This is a genomic window from Sedimentibacter saalensis (genome assembly GCF_007830175.1).
Classification (GTDB): domain Bacteria; phylum Bacillota; class Clostridia; order Tissierellales; family Sedimentibacteraceae; genus Sedimentibacter; species Sedimentibacter saalensis.
This window is the reverse complement of record NZ_VLKH01000005.1, coordinates 100,111-121,128: the sequence shown is the minus strand read 5'-3', so window position 1 is coordinate 121,128 and position 21,018 is coordinate 100,111. Positions and strand designations below refer to the sequence as shown.

Sequence of the window (21,018 nt, the reverse complement as noted above, 5' to 3'; positions counted from 1 at the left end):
TATGAATTTTTAAAATATTTTAAGAATATTTTTAAATTCTGCAAAAAACAAAAAATACTTCCGAGGCAAACAATTGCCCTAATGTTTGTTTCTGAAATAATATCCCACACCCCATTTTGTGAGAATATATTCATAATTTTTTTCTTTGTTTTCAATTTTTTCTCTAAGTCTTCTCACGTGCACATCAACGGTTCTCAAATCCCCGAAGTATTCATAGCCCCAAATTATTTCAAGAAGTTCTTCTCTTGAAAAAACTTTTCCGGGGTTAGTTGCAAGGAGGAGCAATAGGTCAAATTCCTTTGCAGTAAGGTTTATTTCCTGCCCATGAAGGCTTACTTTCCTTCCCAGCGCATTGATTATAAAATCATCAACGATGATTGTCTGTTCGTTTGGTTTTTGTGTAACTCCTTTTGTTCTTCTTAATATTGCCTTAAGTCTTGCCTTAAGCTCCAAAATATTAAAAGGTTTGGTTACATAATCATCAGCACCGTACTCAAGACTAAGGATTTTGTTCATGTCTTCATTGTTGGCTGTTAATATTAAAAGAGGAGCATTTGTTATTTCTCTGATTTTTTGACAAACTTCAAGTCCATCTACCTCAGGCAGAATCAAATCAAGTATGATTATATCATACTCGGTCAATGCAATTTTTCTTAATGCCTCGTTCCCGTCCAGGGCCGAATCGACTTCATAATTATCTTGTTCCAGACTAAATTTGAGTCCTTTAATCAACAAAAGCTCGTCATCTACAATCAACACCTTCATTTGTTACGCTCCTTAAATTAGTTTGTTACAAAAATTAAACTTTTTATTAATATTACATTGAAACGCAAAAATTGTCAAGAAAAATATTAAATTAAAGTAAAATGTTCATTGTAAATTCTAGAATAAAACCCTGTCATTTCCAACCCTTCTCGTTACCTTTATGATGTCGAAATGCTCCAGAAGGCCTATGGCCACCTTGCGGTTCGAGTTGAGGAGATCTCTGTATTCCGCTGCAGTAATTTTTTGATTTTTTGTAATAAAGTTTACTAATATATTTTTTGCTTCATCATAAATTTCCATTTTTGTTATGCCAAGCTCTCCTATTTTAACCAGCTTCTTTTCATCAATGAGAAGAGAGATGATTTCTTCGGATTTATGTAAGTTCAATCGTTGAATCAGCTCATCCTGTTTTAAAAACTCAAATTTTGCTTCTTCAAGTATTTTTTCCGCAGCCACTGCAGTTTTTTCATATGCTTCGTCGTGCTGAATGCTGAAATATGCTAATGAAACAAATTCACCATCCATTTTAAGCATTCCTTTTTGAACAAAAGACATAATTGCCAAATCAAAGACGTTTTGTTTTATAGCAGGCAGGAATTTGCTTTTAACTTCTGATTTTTTTGCTCCTTTTTGATATTTGTTTTTTTCATGAAAATCAAAAAGGTATTTTTCAATTCCTTCTTCTATTTCTCTTTCAAAACTTTTGTGCCACAGATAAATATCGTTTTTAAGCCTGAATGTGGTAATCTTTTCTTCGTCCTCAAGAACTTCAATACTATTTTTAATTTCATCTTCCCGAAGAGCCGTGAGTTTTGCCAGTTCTGAAATCGAAGGAACATTTTTAGAATTTTCTCTTATTATTTTTTCAATTACATCTGTGCCTGAGCCTTTTTCCTTAACCTTAAGCTCTTCAATGAGCTTGTCGTCAAATCTTTTCTTTTTAAGAGGAACTGGCTCAATGATTTCTCCGCCTCCAATGGTCTCCATGGGAGAATAAAACCTAATTATGAATTTGTCGCCTCTTCTCACGGCAATTTCCTGCTCGAGCCTTAATTGGGCATAACATGATTCCCCCGGTGACAGTTCGTCGCAGTCTAACAGCACAACTCTGCACAGAATCTCGCTTGTTCCTGTATACAGATGAAGCCTTGAGCGATTTTCAACTATTCGTCTTGAACTTTTTAAAAGATTAAGCTTAACGTCAAGCATCATGGTATTTTTCATGGCATTCACAGGAGCGATGACGCATCCTCTGTAAAGGTCTGTCTTTTTTACATTGGAAAGATTTATTGCAGTTCTTTGCCCGGCATATGCTTTTTCAGCATCATGGGAATGAACTTGAATATTTCTTACCTTGCTTATTTTGTTTACGGGATATATTTCAACTTCATCACCCTTTTTTAACGTCCCTGATATGAGGGTACCTGTGATTACAGTTCCAAATCCTGTAATTGAAAACACGCGGTCTATGGGAAGCCTTGGTATGGTGCTTAAGTCTCTTTGCTCAACTTCAGTTTCAGTTGTCTTGCATATTACATTTACAAGATTGTCGATTCCGTAACCTGTCTTGGAAGAAACTTCAACCATAGGAGCATTTTCAAGGAAAGTGTCTTTAAGAGCTTCCTTAATGTCTTCCTTTACAAGTTCAAGCCATTCAGCATCAATTAAGTCATACTTTGTAAGAACTACAATTCCTTTTTTCAACCCAAGCAGGTTTAAAATGTTCAAATGTTCAGTTGTCTGGGGCATTATTCCTTCGTCTGCGGCAATTACTAAAAGTACCAGGTCCATTCCTATTACACCGGCAAGCATGTTCTTTATGAATTTTTCATGTCCGGGCACGTCAATAATGCCTGCCTGATTGCCGTCGGGCAGGTCAAAATATGTGAAGCCCAGATCTATGGTTATTCCTCTTCTTTTTTCCTCTTCCCATCTGTCTGTGTCCCTTCCGGTCAAGGCCTTTATCAGTGTTGTTTTGCCGTGGTCTATGTGTCCTGCCGTTCCTATTATTATGTTCATTGTGCCTCCAGTTAGTTAAAAATGTTTATGAAAGTTTCAAATATTTGATCTGCTTCGCCTTCAAGCACCGTGCGCATGTCTATGATGAACAGATCATTTACAACTCTTCCTATTATGGGTGTTTTTAATTTTCTCAGTTGTTTTTCAAGATGAGATGTTGTCATTGTAAGCGGTTTAAATGAAACAGCAAAGCTTTTTATTCTCTCAAGAGGAAGAGACCCTCCTCCTATTTGAGACTGACATTCTTCTATATTCATCAGGCAGCTTTTTCCAATTTCAGGAATGAGCTTTTCATAAAGCTTTTCGGCTTCTAATTTTATTTCTTGAATGTTTCTGTTTATCAATTTTAATACAGGAACGTTTTTCACTGCATTTTCTTCGTCAATATATTCGTGGAACACGGATTCAAGTGCTATGGCAGTAAACTTGTCTATCCTCAAAGCCCTTGTAAGAGGGTGTTTTTTTATTTTATCAATAAGATGTTTTTTTCCGACTATTATTCCTGCCTGAGGGCCTCCTAAAAGCTTGTCGCCGCTGAAGCATACAATGTCTGCCCCTGCCTGAACAGATTCCTGCACTGTTGGCTCGTGGCCTAATCCATACTTGGCAAGGTCTACTAGAACACCGCTTCCTATGTCTTCTATTACCGGAATGCTGTGTTTATGTGCAAGCTCTGCAATTTCACATACAGGAACAGACTCAGTGAAACCTACAATTTTATAATTGCTTGTGTGAACTTTCAAAAGTGCCGCTGTGTTTTCTGTAATGGCATTTTCATAATCATAAAGATGAGTTTTGTTTGTCGTTCCCACCTCTATGAGTTTTCCGCCGCTTTGCATCATGACATCAGGAACTCTGAAAGAGCCTCCTATTTCCACCAGTTCTCCCCTTGAAACTATAACTTCCTTATCCTTTGCCATGGCAGATAAAATAAGAAGTACTGCAGCTGCATTGTTGTTGACTGCCATAGCTGCTTCTGCTCCGGTTATTTTTGTTATGATTTTTTCAAAATGTGAATATCTTGAGCCCCTTGCGCCTTCCTCCAAATCATATTCCAGGTTTGAATATCCAGTTACAAGATTTTTTATTCTTTCTGCTGTTTCTTCATTTATAACTGCTCTTCCAAGATTTGTGTGAAGAATTGTTCCTGTTCCGTTTATGACTTTTTTCATGTTAAGAGATGTAAGCTTTTCAACATCATTGATTATGTCGTCCGTCAAGAGACTAATTTTATTTTCTATTTCGTTTTCGCTCATGGAGTTGTTTATAAATTCCCTTAGCTGGTCGGTTTTATTCCTTACGGATTCAAGAACGTATTCTCTGCTGCAGCTTTCAAACAATACTTTTATTTCATCAGTTTCCATAAGCATATCGACTTTGGGAATGCTTCTGTAATATTTGTTTTTATCCATAATTCTCCCCGTTATATTTATATCTTCAACAAATTTTAAATCAAGTTGATGAATTTGTCTTTCTTCTCTGTTACATATCCTATTAAGGCAAAGGTTGTGTCAAGATTTTCTTTTAGTTTAAGCATTATTTCATCAGCATATTTTTCAGGTACAGAAAACATGAGTCCTCCTGAAGTCTGAGGATCAAATGACAAGTCTATGTAATCTTCTTCAATGTTGTTTGTTTCAACTTTGTTTGAAAAATGCTTTCTGTTTCTGTAAGATCCTTCAGGTACCAGCCCCATCTGGGCATATTCAAACACATCTCCTATAAACGGAAGACTTTTCACATTTATTTCAAATGTGACATTGCTTGCTTCAGCCATTTCTGCAGCGTGTCCTGCAAGTCCAAATCCTGTAATGTCCGTACAGCAGTTCACTGGATAATTTTCAATTACCATCTTTGCTTTCTTGTTAAGCTGTGCCATTACATGTATAGCTTCTTCTTCATCTTTTTCTGAACACATTCCTGCCTTAAAGGCAGTATTAATAATTCCAGTTCCCAAGGGCTTTGTAACTATGAGAACATCTCCTTTTTTTGCACCGTAGTTTTTCAAAACCTTTGAAGGTTCAATGAAACCTGTAACACACATGCCGTACTTTGGTTCGTCATCTTCAATGGAGTGGCCTCCTGCAATTGTCGCACCTGCTTCTATTACTTTTGATGCTCCTCCCTTTAATATCTCAGCCATGATGTCTGGGCTCAGACAGTTGGGAAATCCAATGATATTAAGAGCTATGGCAGGTTCTCCTCCCATGGCATATATGTCGCTTAGTGAATTTGCTGCTGCAATTTGCCCGAATGTGTACGGATCATCAACAACGGGAGTAAAAAAATCCACCGTCTGAATCATTGCCAAATTTTCATTAATTTTATATACACAGGCATCATCTGATGTTTCTAATCCTACAATTAATTTATCGTTTTTAAATTTTGGCAGCTTGCTCAAAACTTGAGCAAGGGTCTCAGGACCTATTTTGGCTGCTCAGCCGGATGCCTTAGTCATTTGTGTTAATTTTATTTCTTCAACTGACATATAATCACCTCATTTTCACATATTATAAATTGTAATGCCCGATACAATACCGGTTCCTTTGCTAATTATTTATTGTTATGGAATCTTTTATTTTTTCAAATATTTTATCGCCTATACCCTGTACTTCCTTGATTTCTTCAATAGAAGAAAAAAGTTTGCCGTTTCGGTAATCTATGATTCTTTGTGCATAAACCTCTCCGATACCCGGCAGTGACATGAGATTGTCCTTCGTTGCTGTGTTTATATTTATTTTACCTTCACTGCCATCATTATACAAGTTCAGAGGAACAATATTTTCCCCTTCATCAAAAATGTATATCTTTTCACCGTCAACTAATTTTCTGGCCTTATTTATGTTTTTTGTGTATGCGGTGTCTTTCAGGCCTCCTGCTTTATCAATGGCATCAATGACCCTGTCTCCTTTTGTAAATTCATATACGCCGGGATTGTTCACGGCACCGTCAATGTCCACATAAATACATGACAATTCTTCTTCCGCATTATCTAAGACCGTATCATTGTTTGTCATATCGGGAGAAGATGTATACATTATCTCATTTTCCTTGACTGACAGCTTAATCCCCAGAGTTGCCATTACTATTAATGCTATGATTAAAACAACTGCAAGTCCTTTTTTGTAAATGCTGTTGTTCATAAAATCCTCCGAGAAAATTCCATTGTAAGTATTATACATTATTTCAGCAAAAAAAACAAAATTTTTAATTACAAACACATTTTTTTCTGCTATACTATTATTTGATTTGTATTGTAAGGAGTTTTCGCATGATAAAAAAAGTAATTGCAAGTTTTTTCGTTTTTTCGGTTCTTTTGTTAAACTTAAGCTTTGCTTATGCTGATCCGGCCATATTGTGTGATACAGCAGTACTTATAGATGCAAATACAGGAACTATATTGGCAGGTAAAAATGCCGATCAGAAAATGTATCCTGCCAGTACGACAAAGATAATGACTGCCATTCTTGCAATTGAAATGGGAGACTTATCCGACGTAATAACAGTTGATGATGACACTCCATATGAAATCGCTGGAAGTCACATTGCCCTGGAGCCCGGGGAAATAGTGACACTCAAGGATTTGCTTTACGCGCTGATGCTTCCATCAGCCAATGATGCAGCTTCTGCCATTGCAAAGCACTATGGAGGAACCACTGAAAAATTTGTGAATTTAATGAATGAGAAGGCAAAGGAACTTGGAGCCTACAACACTCATTTTGCAAATCCTCACGGACTTCACGATGAAAATCATTACACTACGGCAGCAGACCTTGCATTGATTACAAAGTATGCCATGCAGAATGAAACATTCAGAAAAATTGTAGAAACTACAAAATATGAAATTCAGCCTACAAACAAAAAAACGGAAACACGCTATTTTACAACATTGAACAAGCTGTTGTACAACACAAGTTCCAGCCAGATATTCGTGGACGGAGCATACATCAGCCCTTATTACGAATATGCCACCGGAGCAAAGACAGGCTATACTCCGGAAGCAGGAAACTGCCTTGTGGCAACAGCTTCAAAAAACGGAACGGATTTAATTGCTGTGGCAATGAAAGGCGTATCCCTTGAAATGTACCAGGATGCCCACAATCTGTTCAACTATGGATTTGAAGAATATCAAAATACTATTTTGGTAAGCAAGAACACATTTGTACAAAACATTAAAATTCAAAACGGAGACAGCAAGGAAATATCTGTAATTACAGAAAGTGATTTCACTACACTCTTGAAAAAGAGCGCCTCTGCAGAAGTGAAATCAAATGTAGTAATAAATGAAATTAAACTTCCTCTTGAAGCAAATGATGTAATTGGAAAAATAGAGTATTCAATGGACGGAGAAATTATCGGAAGTGTGAATCTTATAACTCCAATTGAAGTCAAGAGCACTCTAGTTGAAAGTTCAGGAGGAGGAATATTTTACTCCATACTTAAATTTCTGGGAACCTTAGTTGTATTTTCGCTTGTGGCATTGATTTTACTAAAAGTGTACAATGATATAAGAATTAGAATCAACAGAAAAAAAAGACGCAAAAAATATAATAACGGTTAAAAAAATTCAGGATATCTAAAATATCCTGAATTTTTTATTTTATTCAACAACTGCTATTGCATCAATTTCTACGTTAGCATCTCTTGGAAGTCTTGCAACTTCAACGCATACTCTTGCAGGTTTATGGTCTTTGAACATTTCTGCATACATTTCATTAATAAGGCCGAATTGATTCATGTCCTTGATGTATACGGTGCATTTAACAACATCGTTCAATGTTGCTCCTGCAGCTTCAAGAATTGCCTTTACGTTCATAAGAGACAATCTTGTTTCTTCCTTTATGTCGCCGTCTTTATACAGTTCTCCTGTTGCAGGGTTAAAAGCCAGCTGTCCTGAAACATAAATTGTATTACCTGCCTTTTGAGCCTGTGAATAAGGACCTACTGCAGCAGGTGCATTGCTTGTTTGAATGGTTATATTTGACATAACATCCTCCTCCTATTTCCAATTTTTTATTCCATATTGTTCAACATCTATTGAATTGTTGTCAAACCATAAGGATTCAAGGTCATATATTTCTCTTTCATCCTTGTGGAAGATATGAACAATTATGTTGTCCGTTTCTAATAACACCCATCTTCCTGTGTCGAAGCCTTCTGTATAGTAGAAGTCTACACCTTCTTTAGCTCCTTTTTCAATCACTTCTTCAGCTATGGCAACAGTCTGTCTTTCGTTGTTGCCGCTGCATATTATGAAGTAATCAGTTATGGAGCTTGTTTTGGATACATCCAAAACAACGAAATTGTAAGCTTTCTTGTTGTCACATGCTTTCAATATTGTTTCAATATTTTTTTTGTCTAAATTCATTTTTCCTCCTTTAGGAATTTCAATGTTTTTATTGATTCTATGTTAAGATTCTGATTTTTTTGTTCCACATATTCTATTGTTCTTTCCAAAGAATATATCAAAGCATCATTTATGTTAAAATCGGCAAGTTTTCTTAAATCTTCAACGCCATCATATTTTCTGCAAGGTTCTGTCTTGTCTGCAAGAAAAATAATTTTTTCAAGAATTGTCATATTCTCTCTTCCGGTGGTGTGATAAAGAATTGCATTTATAATTTCATCATCATAAACCTGGTATATTGTTTTGGCAAGTTCAGCGCTTTTTGCAGCATGTGTAAGGTTGTCGTCTTTCTCCATGGACTTGCCGCAGTCATGCAAAAGTCCTGCTATTCTTGCCTTTTCCTTGTCTGCTCCGTATAAACCACTTAAGCGCACTGCTTCTTCCATTGTTCCCAGTGAATGGATGTAGCGCTTTTGCCCAATTGATTTTTCAAGAATATCTTTCATTTCATCTAAATTCATCCTAAATCATTCCTCATACAAATTGTTTTTAATGATGTATTGCTCAACAGATTCCGGCAGCAGATACTTGGCTGATTTTCCATCCATTAATCTCTGTCTTATATCAGTTGAAGAAATCTGAAGCATTGGTGCCTGAAATAGCTCAATGTTGCCTTTAAACATCTTGTTAATTTCAGAAATTTTAGCCTTTGCATCCTCCATGCTTATTCCTGGCCTTGAAACTGCTACAAACCTGCATAGTTTAAGAAGCTCTTCCGGCTCCCGCCAGCTTGGAAGCTCAATTACCGCATCTGTCCCCGTTATGAAATAAAATTCGGCATCTGGATATTTTTTTGTTAGCTCCCTCAATGTGTTCAGTGTATAACTTTTACCATCTTTTTTTATTTCAATGTCTGAAACCTTAAATCTATTGTTTGACAAAACAGCTATTTCAGTCATAACATACCTGTCTAATGAATCTGCCACAGTACCCTTCTTGTGAGGAGGATTTCCGGCCGGTATGAAAATTATTTCTTCAAGTCCATAGAAGTTTAGCACTTCATTGGCAACAACCAGATGTCCTGTATGAATGGGGTCAAATGTACCACCCATAATTCCTACTTTTTTTTTCATCTTTTGCTCCTCTTCATTACCCAGTAAGCTGCAGCTGACAATACTACAGATGATAGAGTATAAACGGTGTTTGTGGATTCAATGCTTGTTAAAATTAGTTTTGCAGCAGCAACTCCAAGTATTCCTGAAAATATATGCGGAAAATGCTTTTTTATCTTGGAATTTTTGACAGTGTTGATTCTTTCTAAAAGGTATTCACGTCCTGCATAATAACCGTTCATCCAGCCGGAATATGATATTAACAATATTGATCCGGCCAGATAAAGAATAGGCAAAAATGCTGCTATATAAATTCCATCCACACACATCATCACCGACAATGAAATAAACAAAGGAGTAAGCACAACCTGTGTGTAAGAATCCCCTAATCCTGCAGCAATTCCCATCATTCCCTTTTTAATATATGCTGTGTCTGTATCATTTGCATTTAAAGATGCCTGTTCCTCTATAGAAATTATGTATCCATGTATAGGAGTACCCATATTAGGTTCGGTGTTAAAAAATTCTGTATGTCTGTGAATTGCACGTGATACTTCATTTTTTTCATTATAGAGCTTTTTAAAGATGTTTTTCATGCTGTGTGCAAATGCCAATCCCTGCAGCCTGTCATAGCTGTAGCATGAATGAGAAAAATTCATCCATATGAACCATGCATACGTGAGATCCTTCTTGTTAATATTATTGATTTTATTGCTTCTTTTATTATCAATGCGTAAATTTTTATTTGACAAAGCAAAAAGAAATATTGCTGCAGCCGTTAAAAACCAGTATGAACCAATGTTAAAAATAATTACAGCAAGAAAAAACAATCCGAAACTTAAATAAGCATACTTGTTTTTAAGATTTGTCAATATGCTTATTACAGAATAAGATACTAAAAACATCCCTGCCATGAACAAAAATATTTTGATGTTTTCATGATATTCCACGATCATGTTATCAAACAGCGACATTATCAAAAATGCAGCCCCCACAACAACACTGCTCATGATGTACAACAAAAGCTGAGGATATAAACCGTCATAAAGACTGATGTCTGGATTTTTCCCTTCATCATATGCCTTCTCGTACTTGTTTACAAATATGTGATTGATGTTCAGCCTGTACTTCCATATTAATATTCCCAGATATCCGAAAGGATACGCAAAAGCGGAGGCTTCCACAGGACTGAGACCTAAAAGTATCGCTGCTGAGGCAGCTATTACCGCAGTCAGGCACTGATCTCCCTTAAAGGATCCTCCTGTTGAAACAAAATTCATATAAATAACATTGACAACAGCTCCGGCAGCCATTCCCAAAAAAGGATCTCCAAGTATGAGTCCGGTCACGAAACCCGATACAACCGGCCTGTATACTGTGTAATATCCTATTCCCAATGAAAGTGCCGTACTGCTTGCCCAAAAGTACAAAATGCTTATTAAAAAGAAATTAAATGCAGTCATTTTTCTACCTATTCAACTGACACTGTTTTGTCATTTGGAAGCATTTTTATTTCAACTGCAATATTTTTCTTAGATATACTTTTCAGTATTTCAATTTCCTGGCTGCTTAGGTGAATTGAGTTTAAATACCTTTCGCGGCCTTTGACATTTCCAAGTCCACCAACATTGACACATTTAATATCAACGTCTTGATTTATTAATTCATTTATATTTTCAACACATCTTGAAAGGATTAAAATCCTTGAACCATCATCGCTGCCTTTAAGATAATCTGCTGCACCAGCAACATCGAACAAATTTACTTTTATATTTTCAGGTGCTGCGTGTTTTATCAATTCCCACATGAATTCGTCTTCTGCGTATTCATTGTCAACAATTACAACTTCATTGGCTTTAATAAATGGTATCCAGGAAACAACGACCTGCCCGTGCAGAAGTCTGTCGTCTATTCTGGCCAATACTACATTCTTCATTATTCCTCCATTAGTCTGTAGAGAACTTCTCATTTACAAACACTATGCTCTTTTTTCCGTTTTTGATTATTTTTTCCGCAACTTCTTCCATGGTGTACGAATCCCTGCTTACAGCAATGTCAATAAACAGCGGAAAATTTATTCCAGTTATATGATAGAATTTTCTGTTTTTCATTGTTCTTAAAACTGCATTGTATGGGCTTCCGCCGTACATGTCAGTAAAAACAATCAGATCGTCCTTGGAAAGTTTTTCGACTGTTTCTTCAACCTGACTTAAAAGTTCATCAAAACTTTCCCCCTGATGAAATGATATGCTTTGTGCTCCTTCAATTTTACCTATTATAAGTTCAGAACTCTTCAATAATTCCTTGCCGAAATCTCCGTGTGTTACAAGTAAAATATTTATCATTATTTCATCTCCTTATGTTGGTATAATATTATATCATATATTTTTGAATTTTACACATATTTCCTTGTTTAAATATTTTGCTTTGACCATCCTTCTTTTGTAAGGTAGTTTAGGCTGTTAAATCCAAGCTCCCTCACAAGGTCATACATCTCAGTAAACTTGCAGTCAATTCCCTCTTTTGTGTGGGCATCAGAATTTATTACAACCGGAATTTCCATGTCCTTTATCATTTTTAAAATGAATGTGGACGGGTACTGTTCCTTTGTGTAACCCCTTGCAATTCCTCCGGTATTTATTTCAATTGAACATGATGTGTTTTTTATGACCTTCAGACAGTTTTCAACTGCCTTCACATACCAATCCTCTTTTTCATCAAACAAGGCATTGTCTTTGTTGTTCTTTTTAAATAAATCCAGATGGCCTATTATTGGCGGCTGGTAATTTGTTGCCATTTCAGAAATCATTTTGTAGTATAATTCAACTGCATGCCTTGCATTTCCTCCAAAGCTTTCCTTGATACCCTGGGTAAGCTCTTCCAGGTTATAGTCAACGGTCCACATGATGCCGCTTTCAAAATACCCCAGGTAATGAACAGAACCTATGTAGTAATCAAGCCTTTTTATTAATGACCTTGACAGTTCATCAAAGCCTATTCCCGGAATATAGTCCAGTTCCATTCCCAGTAACACATCAATTTGATTTTTGTATTTTTCTTTTAAAACTGTTATTTCTTCCATATAGTTTTCGACACGTCCACTCTGAATGTTCCAGTCTGAAACAAATGGCGTGGGTCCGTGGGTGGATATTCCTATTGATTGAAACTTTAAGTTTATTGCAGCCAATATCATGTCTTCTGCGCTGTACATACCGTCGCAGTATAAAGTGTGAGTATGTAAATTCGTTAAATTCATAGTGATTCCTCCTGCCAGTTATATTGTAATTGAAGTTATTGAATTAGTAAAGAAACAATTTTTACTTTTAATTCACTAAAATCCTTTTCTTACGTATATTAATAATAAATTACAAAATTTTTTGGAGGATATATATGAGTTATTCAAATTATAGAAATAATACGCCGCATTATAATTCGATGCCTTACAGCAATGACCCCATGAACTATGCACAAGGAATGAACATGAGATCAGTGCCTGGAATGCCCCCTTATGGAAACAGCATGTACATGCAGAATTACTTTCCTTCCATGCCCTTCATGACAGGAAACAATTCTCCTACTATGCCAAGCATGCCGAACATGCCTAGTATGCCGAACATGCCTGGTATGCCTGGTATGCCTGGTATGCCGTCTATGCCAAGTATGCCAAGTATGCCTACTGCTCCTGGACCTGGCATGGCACCATTCATTCCTGAAAGTGAAATGGATAATCTTCCAGATGGAGATATGCCTGCACTTCCAAGGGGCTCTGACATGAGAATGCCTGAATTTAACCAGCCTGGAAATCTTCCGGCAATGCCGCAGATGCCTGGAGATGGAAATATGTATCCAGGAGTTACAATGCCAGGTTCAAATATGCCTATGGAAATGACATGTGAACAGCTTATTGAGCTGACCAGGAACATGGAATGCCTGGAAGAAATGCATGAATTTTTACACAACATGAACGGTGATCATACAACAATGCCGGAAACTCCTGCATCTCCAACAACACCGACAATGCCAACAACACCACGCACTCCAACTACACCGACTATGCCTACAACACCTACTATGCCTTCTACACCGACTGCTCCTGCAGCTCCGGGAACCCACAACAATCACGGTATAAGCCGTTTTTACAGATAAATTCATGTAATATTCAAGCTTCGGCTTGAATATTACATATTTATTATTTATGTAAACGTGTTTTAGGTCATATAAGGTCGCATTTTATCAAAATTTATATATTGCCCGAAAAATAATACTATTTCCCTTCTAATATATAAAAAAATAAAATAATTAAAAAGTGTACATACAGTTTTTTCAAATCTTCAGCATATAATGTATAACTCTGGGGGTGTTTTTTTGATAGAAAATGTATTGCAGCTAATCTTTCCATTGTCAATATTCATCTTTGGTTATATAACCAGTGGGAGTTCATTCCCTCAACCATTAAACAAAGACGAAGAATTCGAGCTCATACAAAAATCGAAAGATGGTGACAAAGAAGCGCGAAACACTCTTATAGAAAGAAATCTAAGGCTGGTTGCCCATGTAATAAAAAAATATAAGACAGTAGGCATAGACCAGGAAGATTTAATATCTATAGGGACAATCGGATTAATAAAAGCAGTTTCAACATTTGACAACAACAAGGGCATACGGCTTGCTACATATGCAGCCAAGTGCATCGACAACGAGGTTTTAATGACAATACGAAGCGACAAAAAATTAAAAAAAGAAATTTCCCTTCAAGGACCTTTGGGAACAGATAAAGAAGGCAACAACATATATCTCATTGATATTATAAAATACGAAGGCGAAGAAATTGTAGGACGCCTCGACAAGGAAGAAAAAATTAAGGCACTGGATGAAATACTGGACAAAACACTTCAAAAAAGAGAAAAGAGTATCATAGAAATGAGGTACGGCATAAGAAACAACGAACACAAAACTCAGAGGGAAATTGCAAAGCTCCTGGGAATTTCAAGATCATATGTGTCAAGAATAGAAAAAAAGGCTCTAAAAAAACTATATGACGCCTTAGTTTCAAATGTTGGAAATTAATACATAAAATAAAAAGCATTCCAAGAATGCTTTTTATTTATGTATTATCTTTGCTCTTTTATGAGTCCTATGCGATATGCATCCAGGAGCATTTCAAGATCTTTAATCTGAGCTATTAATTTTTCTCCGTCATCTGTATCCCGAACCCTTTTTCTTTCAACTTCCTTTTCAAGAACCATGGTGGTTGAATGAATGTCCTTTTCTTCTTCAATTGCCACCTGTGTTGATTCAAAAGGATCATGAGATACAAGCAGCAGTCCATAGGAATTGTATATGAGAGTGTAACCTGCAATGCCTGTGGCTTTTTGATAAGCTCTTGAAAAACCTCCGTCTATTACTAAAAGCTTTCCGTTTGCTCTTATGGGACTTTCACCGCTTTTTAATTTTACAGGCATGTGTCCGTTTATTATGTGAGAAACTTCCGGATTCAGACCAAATTCCTCAAAAATCATCCTGCACATTTTTTCGCTGTCTTCAAGCTTGAAGTAAGGGCTCTTCTTTTCTACATGTGTTTCTTTGTCGTCTATAAAATACCTTTCAAATGTTGTCATCTTATCCTTGCCGAATAAAGGTGAATCTGGCCCTGTCCACAGGTACCATGTTATATCCATTCCGTAGAGCCTTGCTTCAGGATTGTTTATGTGGAAATAGCCTTCTCTCACAAGTATTTCAAGCCTGTCAAAATAAGATTTTCCGCTGTAGTATTTCCCCGAGGATCCAATTTTAACCTTCTTGAAACTTCCATCATCATTGACAGGAATGCAGCCGTGATATAGAAGATTTGAATTAAATTTAAGATACATGCTTCCATTGGAAAACAAAAATCTCACATGTTTCTGCAGCTTTTCACTGTTTAAAAACGATGATTTGAGTTTTTCCATAAGCTCCCTTTCTTCTTGAGTAAGTTCATAGGGTTTGTCAGGATTTATTGTTGGAAAGCACTTGTCGTTTAAACTGTATGTTTTTCCGTTTAGTTCTATTGTTCCTTCGCTGTAATTTATTTTATTAAGCAGGAGTCTATCTTCCATGTTAAAATGAGGGCGCCTTTTGATAATTTCTCCTTCTAGCTTGAACTGTATGATTGATATTGCCTTGTGCATTTTTGCTATAAGCTTAAGGTCGTTGTCCGTATATATTTTGTCACTTTCAACTATGGGCTTAAATGAAGCACATTCATCGCTGTTGTAAAATTCCAGTGCAAATGTTGCAAGAGGAAGCATGTTGATTCCATACCCGTCTTCAATGGTATCCAGGTTGACATATCTTGCGCAGATTCTTAAGACCGTTGCAATGCATGCTACACTGCCTGCAGCAGCTCCCATCCATAATACATCGTGGTTTCCCCACTGAATGTCCACGGAGTGGTACTTTGTTATAGTGTCCATTACAACATCAGCTCCCGGCCCTCTGTCAAATATGTCACCTACAATGTGCAGTCTGTCAATTACAAGTCTTTGAATAAGCTTTGACATGGCAATAATGAATTCATCTGCTCTTCCTATTTTTATAATTGCTTTTATGATTCCGCTGTAGTATTCTTCCTTATCGTATTCTTCAGGTCCCCTGTGCATTAATTCTTCTATTATGTATGCAAATTCCTCGGGAAGTGCTTTTCTTACCTTCATTCTGGAATATTTGAATGCTGCTTTTCTGCTTATTTCAATAAGTCTGTAAATGGTTATTCTGTACCATTCTTCAATGTCTTCTTCCTGCTTATGAATGATTTCCAATTTTTGTTCCGGATAATAAATCAGAGTTGCAAGGCTTTTAATTTCCTTCTCGCTTAATGTATCTCCATAAACTTCGGTTATCTTTCGCTTAATATTCCCGGATCCGTTTTTAATGACGTGATTAAATGACTCGCATTCTCCGTGAATGTCAGACAAAAAATGTTCTGTTCCTTTAGGAAGGTTTAAAATTGCCTGTAAGTTTATTATCTCAGTGCATGCTGATGCAATTGTAGGGAATTGTTTTGATAAAAGGTTAAGATATCTCAGTTCTTCGTCAAATCCCTGTATTACATCATCATTTGAATAAATCATTTTCTCAGCTCCTTTTATAATATATATAATTATAACATATTAAACTCATTTATCCAACACATATTGAAAGTGATTAAAATACAAGGTTAGGGCATATCACAGTCTCAATCACAAATTTATCAGCTCCCTTTGGTCGCATAAATTTGGATTTCGTTGCGTTTGACCTACCGCAGGTTTTTCCTCTCTACGGTCGAAAAACCTGGGTTAGGGCATAAAAAAACTTCGTTTCTAATTAGCGAAACGAAGTTATAAAATCATAGTTCTTCATGTGTTCCGTCACAGTATGGAGGATTTTTTGTGTGCTTACAACCGCACAAATAAGATGTTCCGTCAAGTGTAGCTGTAAATTTTAGTGGAGTGAACGAAGTTCCTTCATGAGAACCGTCGCAAAACGGCTGAGTACCGCTTTTTCCGCATGTGCAGTAGTAGTAGTCTTCCCCTTGCTTAAGCTGCACAGCAACAGGTTGTTTCAATGGTACTTCCGGTTCTTCTGACATTTCAGGTTTTTCCATAACATTGCTCCTTCAGAATTTTAATATTATTATTCACAGCAAGAAGCATTTTATTCTCACAGAATTATTTCAACTTTGATAATATTTTAAAATATATATTTATCATATGTTTTTCATTGGAATAAGAATCTATTTCAAAATATGGTATCCATGTTACACCGCTGTTTTCATCAGCCTTGACAATGAGTTCTTCATGTTCGTCAGCTTCAAAGAGAAATGCAGCATTAAAATGAAGATGAGGAGATACGTATTTTCCGTTTTTAATGTGACCGTATACAGGTATGATGTCAAGCGATACAATACTGTCGCTTAAAGATGAAAAATTTCTAATACCTGTTTCTTCATTTAATTCCTTCATTGCCACACAAAGTAAATCCTCATCGCCGTCAGCATGCCCGCCTGTCCATGACCACGCATTGTAAATGTTGTGATGCACCATGAGCACCTTGTCTCTTTTTTTGTTTACAACAAAAGCAGAGCTGGTCATGTGTGCTACTTTATTGTTTCTTGTAAGCACATCATCAAACTCATCTGCAAATTTAATCATTATTTCCTTATCGCTTACTTCCTGATAACAGCAGGGTTCATAGTTTTTTATAGCTTCTATCCAGTTCATAATCTCCAGCTTTCATAGTATGATATTTATTGTACTACAAAAGAATGATTTTTAAAATAGATGCTTGAAAATTAAAATATATAAAAAAGTTGCTCCGCAACTCCGCTAGGGGGACCTATGTCCCCCTTCGGCGCAAAAAATACTAACGTATTTTTTGCTGAGTACCCCCCTTGACGGCAAGGGCGTCCCGCCCTTTGCAATCCCCGTTTTTTATAAACTAGGAAAGAGAACTTTCCTCGTTTATAAAAATAGCTGATGCACTTTGCATCAGCTTTTTCTCCATTTGTAGTTATTGATTTATTCTTTTGTCAAGCCAGTTTGTTGTATCAAGTATCACTTCATCTCTTACAGGTTCATTGTAGATTTCATGGAACAATAACGGATATATTTTAAGACTTTTGTCCTTGGAAGAAATGTCTCCGAAGAAATCCCTTGAATCCTTTTCGCTTACAAGACCATCGTTGCAGCCATGAAGGAGAAGCACGGGGTCAGCAAATTTTTCTGAATTTTCCTTAACCCATTCCACTCCCTTGAAAACTTCGTAGAATAGTCCTGCAGATATTTGTTTTTCTACATAAGGGTCATTGGCGTAAGCTTCAACCACATTAGGGTCAGAGCAAACTCCTCCGCCCAGTTCATTTGGAAAATATGTATCAACGGGCAAATCTCTGGGCAAATCAGAAGCAAGTCCAATGTTGTTTCTTGTCAGTGCTCCGGACATTACAAATCCGTTTGCTTTGCCTGGATATTTGATGCCGAACATCGAAACTGCAAATCCTCCCATGCTGTGTCCCAGCACAAATAAAGGAATAGATGGATATTCATTCTTTGCCATGTCTGCAAAAAAATTAACATCATCAATAAGTTCGTTAAAATTACTGTAGAAAACTTTCTTTCCTTCTGACCTTCCATGCCCCCTGTGGTCAAAGCGGAAAACTCCATAGCCGCTTTCATTAAGTTTTTTTGTTAGATAGTCATATCTTCCCTGATGTTCACAAAGGCCGTGCACTATGAGCACAATACCTTTAGGCTCTGACGGGATATCCTTTTTTGCAAAAAGTTTTGTGTTATCAAAGGATGGAACAAAAAATTCACTATTCATAATACCTCCCAATACAATTGATATCGTTTTCAATTTCATTGTACTTCAGTTTTTTTCAAAAGTCAATTAATGTAAGAAATATTAGAATGAATAGAAATAAAAATAAGCACCTGGGTGCTTATTTTTGCAAACTTTTAAACTTTCTATCACATGTGACGCAATATAAGTCAGAGTTTATATTTATGACTGCAAAACTTTTCCGTTGTACATGTCTATGTCAAGTTCATTTTCGCTTTTGGCAACAAGAAGTGAACTTGTTGCAGCTGCTGTAACATTAGTTGCTGTACGAGCCATGTCAACTATTGAGCTTATTGGCGTCATAAGAACTATTATTTCAATAGGAAGACCTGCCGCAGCAAACACAGCTGTTGTTGTAATGGTTGATGTTCCTGGAACTCCAACAGTTCCTATGCTTACAACTGTAGTAAGTGCTATGAGAATAACATACTGTGATACTGAATATTCAATTCCAAGAGCATTTATTGCAAATACAGCGAGAAGTGTAGGCCATATTCCTGCGCATCCAGGCATTCCCATGTTTGCTCCAAGAGGTGCAACAAATGATGCAATGCTTTCGGACACTCCTGAATTTTTTAAAGATTTGACTGTAACAGGAATTGTTCCTATGCTGCTTTGAGATGTAAAAGCAACAACCTGAGCAGGCCATATGTGTTTGAAAAATTTAAAAGGATTTAATTTTGCCACAAAAGCTATCATAGCACCGCTTACAATAAATGTTTGAACAAAGCAAAGAGCGTAAGCTATTAACAGCACTGACAACAACGGAAGAAGTTTGTCCGGTCCGTTGTTTGAAACTGCACTGGCAACAAGAGCAAGCACTGCATATGGTGTCAGTTCTATTATATATGATATTACTTTATATATTATTTTTGAACCAGAATCTATAAAATCTTTAAAGGGTTTTGCATCCTTTTCATTTTCAGAAGAAAGTGAAACGAAAGCTATTCCTATGATTACTGAAAATAATATTACTGGAACGATTGCGTTATTTGATGCCTGAGCAATTATATTTTTCGGGAAAAGATCAATTATTACTTGAGTGAATGCCGGAACTTCCTTTGGAACATAATCTGTTGGAAGACTAACCTCTGCTCCCTTTCCTACAAACAACATAAGTGCTGTCACAACTGTAAGTCCTGATGCTATTGCAGTGTTTGCTGTGAGCCATGCAACGCTTTTCATTCCGATTGTCTTAAGTCTTTGAATGTTATCAAGAGCTGATATGCTTGATACTACTCCGAAGAACAACAATGGCAGCACAAAAGCGGATATTAAGCTCACATATATTTTTCCTATGGGCTGTACAAGATCCAGTTTTCCTCTAAACAAAATTCCAAGCCCTATCCCAAGTCCAAGGGCAGTAATTGTTCTAATTCCAAAATAAATTTCCTTCTTTGCCATTAATGCAAGTATTCCTATTAATACCAAGGCAGCAAGAAGCGCCAGATATGATGTTACGTCAATATTTAAATTCATGATTTTCTCCTTTAGATTTATGATGTTGTGATAAATAAATACATTAAATAATTTTTAATTATATCTGCAACAGCAACATATTTTTCCGCCGGCTCCTGAGTTCCTCATCATTTTGTCAAATCTTTTCATTTTTCCTCCATGGTTTTCTGACTATTCTTATATGTTTTGTATGTATTATAATATATTAAACTTTTGCTGTTGTCAACAATAAACATTTGTAAATTTTAACCAAAATTACACACACAAAAAAAGCAAACCTTTTGGATTTGCTTTTATTTTTATGCCTTAAGTAAATTCTTAAAATATTCTACGTGCTGCTTTTCCTCTTCAATAATTTTTTGCATTACTTCTTTGGCAGTATGGTTTGATATTCCCTTATACATCTCATTATATACTGTTACAGTCAGCTCTTCTGTTTTTAATGAGCTTAAAACAGCTGATTCAAAATCTTTGAACGCCTCTTTTGGTTCATCCTTTTTATTAAAAACCTGATTTTCTATTAATGATCTTAAATAATTTGTTACTTCTTCATCATAAAGATATTCCGAACCGGCTTCATCGCCTTTTTTTAATTCATCATAAAGCTGTAAAAACTTTTCTTTGTGGAAAAATTCCTGACTGGCAGCTGCTATTAGAAATTCTTTGGTTTTTCCTGAAGTGTTGTTTGCTCCATTCCTGTAAAAATTGTAGCCCTCTTCTTCCATTAATATTGCAACTTTAAGCATTTCAAGTCCGCTGAATGAGTTGTTTGACATGATGTTACCCCTTTCCCTTTAATGTATATTAAGCATACTACTATTTTAGTTATTTGGCAATATATGTAAAACATTTTATTCTTACAATTTCTCTGTATTCTCTGACATATTAATTTTATAATTTTCCTGCTACAAAAATATTAAGATTCCCAGCAGAATAAATTTTATCATTCATGAATTAACT

22 protein-coding genes are annotated in these 21,018 nt (G+C 36.2%); 3 read left to right on the top strand and 19 right to left on the bottom strand.

The features are described from left to right. Nucleotides 1–78: 78 nt before the first annotated feature. The 5 genes from LY60_RS10460 to LY60_RS10440 form a co-directional block, all read right to left on the bottom strand. Nucleotides 79–765, bottom strand: coding sequence for a response regulator transcription factor (locus LY60_RS10460; protein ID WP_145083209.1), 687 nt, complete (start codon nt 763–765; stop codon nt 79–81). A 117-nt stretch (nt 766–882) separates the two neighbouring features. Continuing rightward, nucleotides 883–2,784 (bottom strand): selenocysteine-specific translation elongation factor, encoded by a 1,902-nt coding sequence (selB, locus tag LY60_RS10455; RefSeq protein ID WP_145083206.1) that lies wholly within the window; start codon nt 2,782–2,784, stop codon nt 883–885. 11 nt (nt 2,785–2,795) lie between these two features. After that, complete coding sequence (gene selA / locus LY60_RS10450; RefSeq protein ID WP_145083203.1) at nt 2,796–4,196, bottom strand: L-seryl-tRNA(Sec) selenium transferase; 1,401 nt, start codon at nt 4,194–4,196, stop codon at nt 2,796–2,798. 35 nt (nt 4,197–4,231) lie between these two features. Continuing rightward, complete coding sequence (gene selD / locus LY60_RS10445; RefSeq protein ID WP_145083200.1) at nt 4,232–5,272, bottom strand: selenide, water dikinase SelD; 1,041 nt, start codon at nt 5,270–5,272, stop codon at nt 4,232–4,234. A 61-nt stretch (nt 5,273–5,333) separates the two neighbouring features. Further along, nucleotides 5,334–5,927 carry a helix-hairpin-helix domain-containing protein gene (locus LY60_RS10440; protein ID WP_170226177.1) on the bottom strand — a complete coding sequence of 198 codons (594 nt, stop codon included), beginning with the start codon at nt 5,925–5,927 and terminating at the stop codon, nt 5,334–5,336. A gap of 128 nt (nt 5,928–6,055) precedes the next feature. Between LY60_RS10440 and LY60_RS10435 the strand changes: the two genes are divergently transcribed. After that, nucleotides 6,056–7,345: a D-alanyl-D-alanine carboxypeptidase family protein gene (locus LY60_RS10435; RefSeq protein WP_145083194.1), complete on the top strand. Its 1,290-nt coding sequence runs from the start codon at nt 6,056–6,058 to the stop codon at nt 7,343–7,345. A gap of 39 nt (nt 7,346–7,384) precedes the next feature. Here the strand turns inward: LY60_RS10435 and LY60_RS10430 are convergent, their stop codons facing one another. The 8 genes from LY60_RS10430 to hisJ form a co-directional block, all read right to left on the bottom strand. Continuing rightward, on the bottom strand, nt 7,385–7,771 hold the full coding sequence (locus tag LY60_RS10430) for a RidA family protein (RefSeq protein WP_145083191.1): 387 nt from the start codon (nt 7,769–7,771) through the stop codon (nt 7,385–7,387). Between the two features lie 12 nt (nt 7,772–7,783). Further along, nucleotides 7,784–8,152 carry a ribosome silencing factor gene (gene rsfS / locus LY60_RS10425; protein WP_145083188.1) on the bottom strand — a complete coding sequence of 123 codons (369 nt, stop codon included), beginning with the start codon at nt 8,150–8,152 and terminating at the stop codon, nt 7,784–7,786. After that, nucleotides 8,149–8,652, bottom strand: coding sequence for a bis(5'-nucleosyl)-tetraphosphatase (symmetrical) YqeK (gene yqeK, locus LY60_RS10420; protein ID WP_145083185.1), 504 nt, complete (start codon nt 8,650–8,652; stop codon nt 8,149–8,151). The genes rsfS and yqeK overlap by 4 nt, the downstream gene beginning before the upstream one ends. A gap of 6 nt (nt 8,653–8,658) precedes the next feature. After that, on the bottom strand, nt 8,659–9,264 hold the full coding sequence (gene nadD, locus LY60_RS10415; RefSeq protein WP_145083182.1) for a nicotinate-nucleotide adenylyltransferase: 606 nt from the start codon (nt 9,262–9,264) through the stop codon (nt 8,659–8,661). Continuing rightward, nucleotides 9,261–10,706 (bottom strand): PTS system mannose/fructose/sorbose family transporter subunit IID, encoded by a 1,446-nt coding sequence (locus LY60_RS10410; RefSeq protein WP_145083179.1) that lies wholly within the window; start codon nt 10,704–10,706, stop codon nt 9,261–9,263. The genes nadD and LY60_RS10410 overlap by 4 nt, the downstream gene beginning before the upstream one ends. An 8-nt stretch (nt 10,707–10,714) precedes the next feature. Then, complete coding sequence (locus LY60_RS10405; RefSeq protein ID WP_170226176.1) at nt 10,715–11,179, bottom strand: PTS sugar transporter subunit IIB; 465 nt, start codon at nt 11,177–11,179, stop codon at nt 10,715–10,717. A gap of 10 nt (nt 11,180–11,189) precedes the next feature. Then, entirely contained in the window at nt 11,190–11,588 is a 399-nt protein-coding gene (locus tag LY60_RS10400; RefSeq protein WP_019230269.1) for a PTS sugar transporter subunit IIA, read from the bottom strand. Nucleotides 11,589–11,656: 68 nt separating this feature from the next. Further along, entirely contained in the window at nt 11,657–12,499 is an 843-nt protein-coding gene (gene hisJ / locus LY60_RS10395; RefSeq protein ID WP_145083173.1) for a histidinol-phosphatase HisJ, read from the bottom strand. 134 nt (nt 12,500–12,633) lie between these two features. Here hisJ and LY60_RS10390 point away from each other — a divergent pair, with 134 nt between their 5' ends. Together LY60_RS10390 and sigK are read left to right on the top strand one after the other, a co-directional pair. After that, nucleotides 12,634–13,389, top strand: coding sequence for a hypothetical protein (locus LY60_RS10390; RefSeq protein ID WP_145083170.1), 756 nt, complete (start codon nt 12,634–12,636; stop codon nt 13,387–13,389). Nucleotides 13,390–13,608: 219 nt separating this feature from the next. Next, nucleotides 13,609–14,310: an RNA polymerase sporulation sigma factor SigK gene (sigK, locus tag LY60_RS10385; RefSeq protein WP_019230266.1), complete on the top strand. Its 702-nt coding sequence runs from the start codon at nt 13,609–13,611 to the stop codon at nt 14,308–14,310. A 44-nt stretch (nt 14,311–14,354) separates the two neighbouring features. On the opposite strand, the gene LY60_RS10380 is transcribed toward sigK, so the two are convergent. The 6 genes from LY60_RS10380 to LY60_RS10355 form a co-directional block, all read right to left on the bottom strand. After that, the gene (locus tag LY60_RS10380; protein WP_145083163.1) at nt 14,355–16,352 is read right to left on the bottom strand and encodes a fructose-1,6-bisphosphatase; all 1,998 of its coding nucleotides are present in this window, start codon (nt 16,350–16,352) and stop codon (nt 14,355–14,357) included. A gap of 254 nt (nt 16,353–16,606) precedes the next feature. Continuing rightward, nucleotides 16,607–16,864: a CDGSH iron-sulfur domain-containing protein gene (locus LY60_RS10375; protein ID WP_246145417.1), complete on the bottom strand. Its 258-nt coding sequence runs from the start codon at nt 16,862–16,864 to the stop codon at nt 16,607–16,609. Nucleotides 16,865–16,928: 64 nt separating this feature from the next. Beyond that, entirely contained in the window at nt 16,929–17,480 is a 552-nt protein-coding gene (locus LY60_RS10370) for an NUDIX hydrolase (protein WP_145083160.1), read from the bottom strand. Nucleotides 17,481–17,769: 289 nt separating this feature from the next. Beyond that, the gene (locus LY60_RS10365) at nt 17,770–18,582 is read right to left on the bottom strand and encodes an alpha/beta hydrolase (RefSeq protein ID WP_145083157.1); all 813 of its coding nucleotides are present in this window, start codon (nt 18,580–18,582) and stop codon (nt 17,770–17,772) included. A 180-nt stretch (nt 18,583–18,762) separates the two neighbouring features. Continuing rightward, on the bottom strand, nt 18,763–20,079 hold the full coding sequence (locus LY60_RS10360; protein ID WP_145083155.1) for a dicarboxylate/amino acid:cation symporter: 1,317 nt from the start codon (nt 20,077–20,079) through the stop codon (nt 18,763–18,765). Nucleotides 20,080–20,357: 278 nt separating this feature from the next. Continuing rightward, complete coding sequence (locus LY60_RS10355; protein WP_145083153.1) at nt 20,358–20,834, bottom strand: ferritin family protein; 477 nt, start codon at nt 20,832–20,834, stop codon at nt 20,358–20,360. Nucleotides 20,835–21,018: the final 184 nt, after the last annotated feature.

Coding starts and splice junctions, on each gene's coding strand:
- LY60_RS10460 (WP_145083209.1), bottom strand. CDS start 765: ATGAAGGTGTTGATTGTAGATGACGAGCTTTTGTTGATTAAAGGACTC.
- selB (WP_145083206.1), bottom strand. CDS start 2,784: ATGAACATAATAATAGGAACGGCAGGACACATAGACCACGGCAAAACA.
- selA (WP_145083203.1), bottom strand. CDS start 4,196: ATGGATAAAAACAAATATTACAGAAGCATTCCCAAAGTCGATATGCTT.
- LY60_RS10440 (WP_170226177.1), bottom strand. CDS start 5,927: ATGAACAACAGCATTTACAAAAAAGGACTTGCAGTTGTTTTAATCATA.
- LY60_RS10435 (WP_145083194.1), top strand. CDS start 6,056: ATGATAAAAAAAGTAATTGCAAGTTTTTTCGTTTTTTCGGTTCTTTTG.
- LY60_RS10430 (WP_145083191.1), bottom strand. CDS start 7,771: ATGTCAAATATAACCATTCAAACAAGCAATGCACCTGCTGCAGTAGGT.
- rsfS (WP_145083188.1), bottom strand. CDS start 8,152: ATGAATTTAGACAAAAAAAATATTGAAACAATATTGAAAGCATGTGAC.
- yqeK (WP_145083185.1), bottom strand. CDS start 8,652: ATGAATTTAGATGAAATGAAAGATATTCTTGAAAAATCAATTGGGCAA.
- nadD (WP_145083182.1), bottom strand. CDS start 9,264: ATGAAAAAAAAAGTAGGAATTATGGGTGGTACATTTGACCCCATTCAT.
- LY60_RS10410 (WP_145083179.1), bottom strand. CDS start 10,706: ATGACTGCATTTAATTTCTTTTTAATAAGCATTTTGTACTTTTGGGCA.
- LY60_RS10405 (WP_170226176.1), bottom strand. CDS start 11,179: ATGAAGAATGTAGTATTGGCCAGAATAGACGACAGACTTCTGCACGGG.
- LY60_RS10400 (WP_019230269.1), bottom strand. CDS start 11,588: ATGATAAATATTTTACTTGTAACACACGGAGATTTCGGCAAGGAATTA.
- hisJ (WP_145083173.1), bottom strand. CDS start 12,499: ATGAATTTAACGAATTTACATACTCACACTTTATACTGCGACGGTATG.
- LY60_RS10390 (WP_145083170.1), top strand. CDS start 12,634: ATGAGTTATTCAAATTATAGAAATAATACGCCGCATTATAATTCGATG.
- LY60_RS10380 (WP_145083163.1), bottom strand. CDS start 16,352: ATGATTTATTCAAATGATGATGTAATACAGGGATTTGACGAAGAACTG.
- LY60_RS10375 (WP_246145417.1), bottom strand. CDS start 16,864: ATGGAAAAACCTGAAATGTCAGAAGAACCGGAAGTACCATTGAAACAA.
- LY60_RS10370 (WP_145083160.1), bottom strand. CDS start 17,480: ATGAACTGGATAGAAGCTATAAAAAACTATGAACCCTGCTGTTATCAG.
- LY60_RS10365 (WP_145083157.1), bottom strand. CDS start 18,582: ATGAATAGTGAATTTTTTGTTCCATCCTTTGATAACACAAAACTTTTT.
- LY60_RS10360 (WP_145083155.1), bottom strand. CDS start 20,079: ATGAATTTAAATATTGACGTAACATCATATCTGGCGCTTCTTGCTGCC.
- LY60_RS10355 (WP_145083153.1), bottom strand. CDS start 20,834: ATGTCAAACAACTCATTCAGCGGACTTGAAATGCTTAAAGTTGCAATA.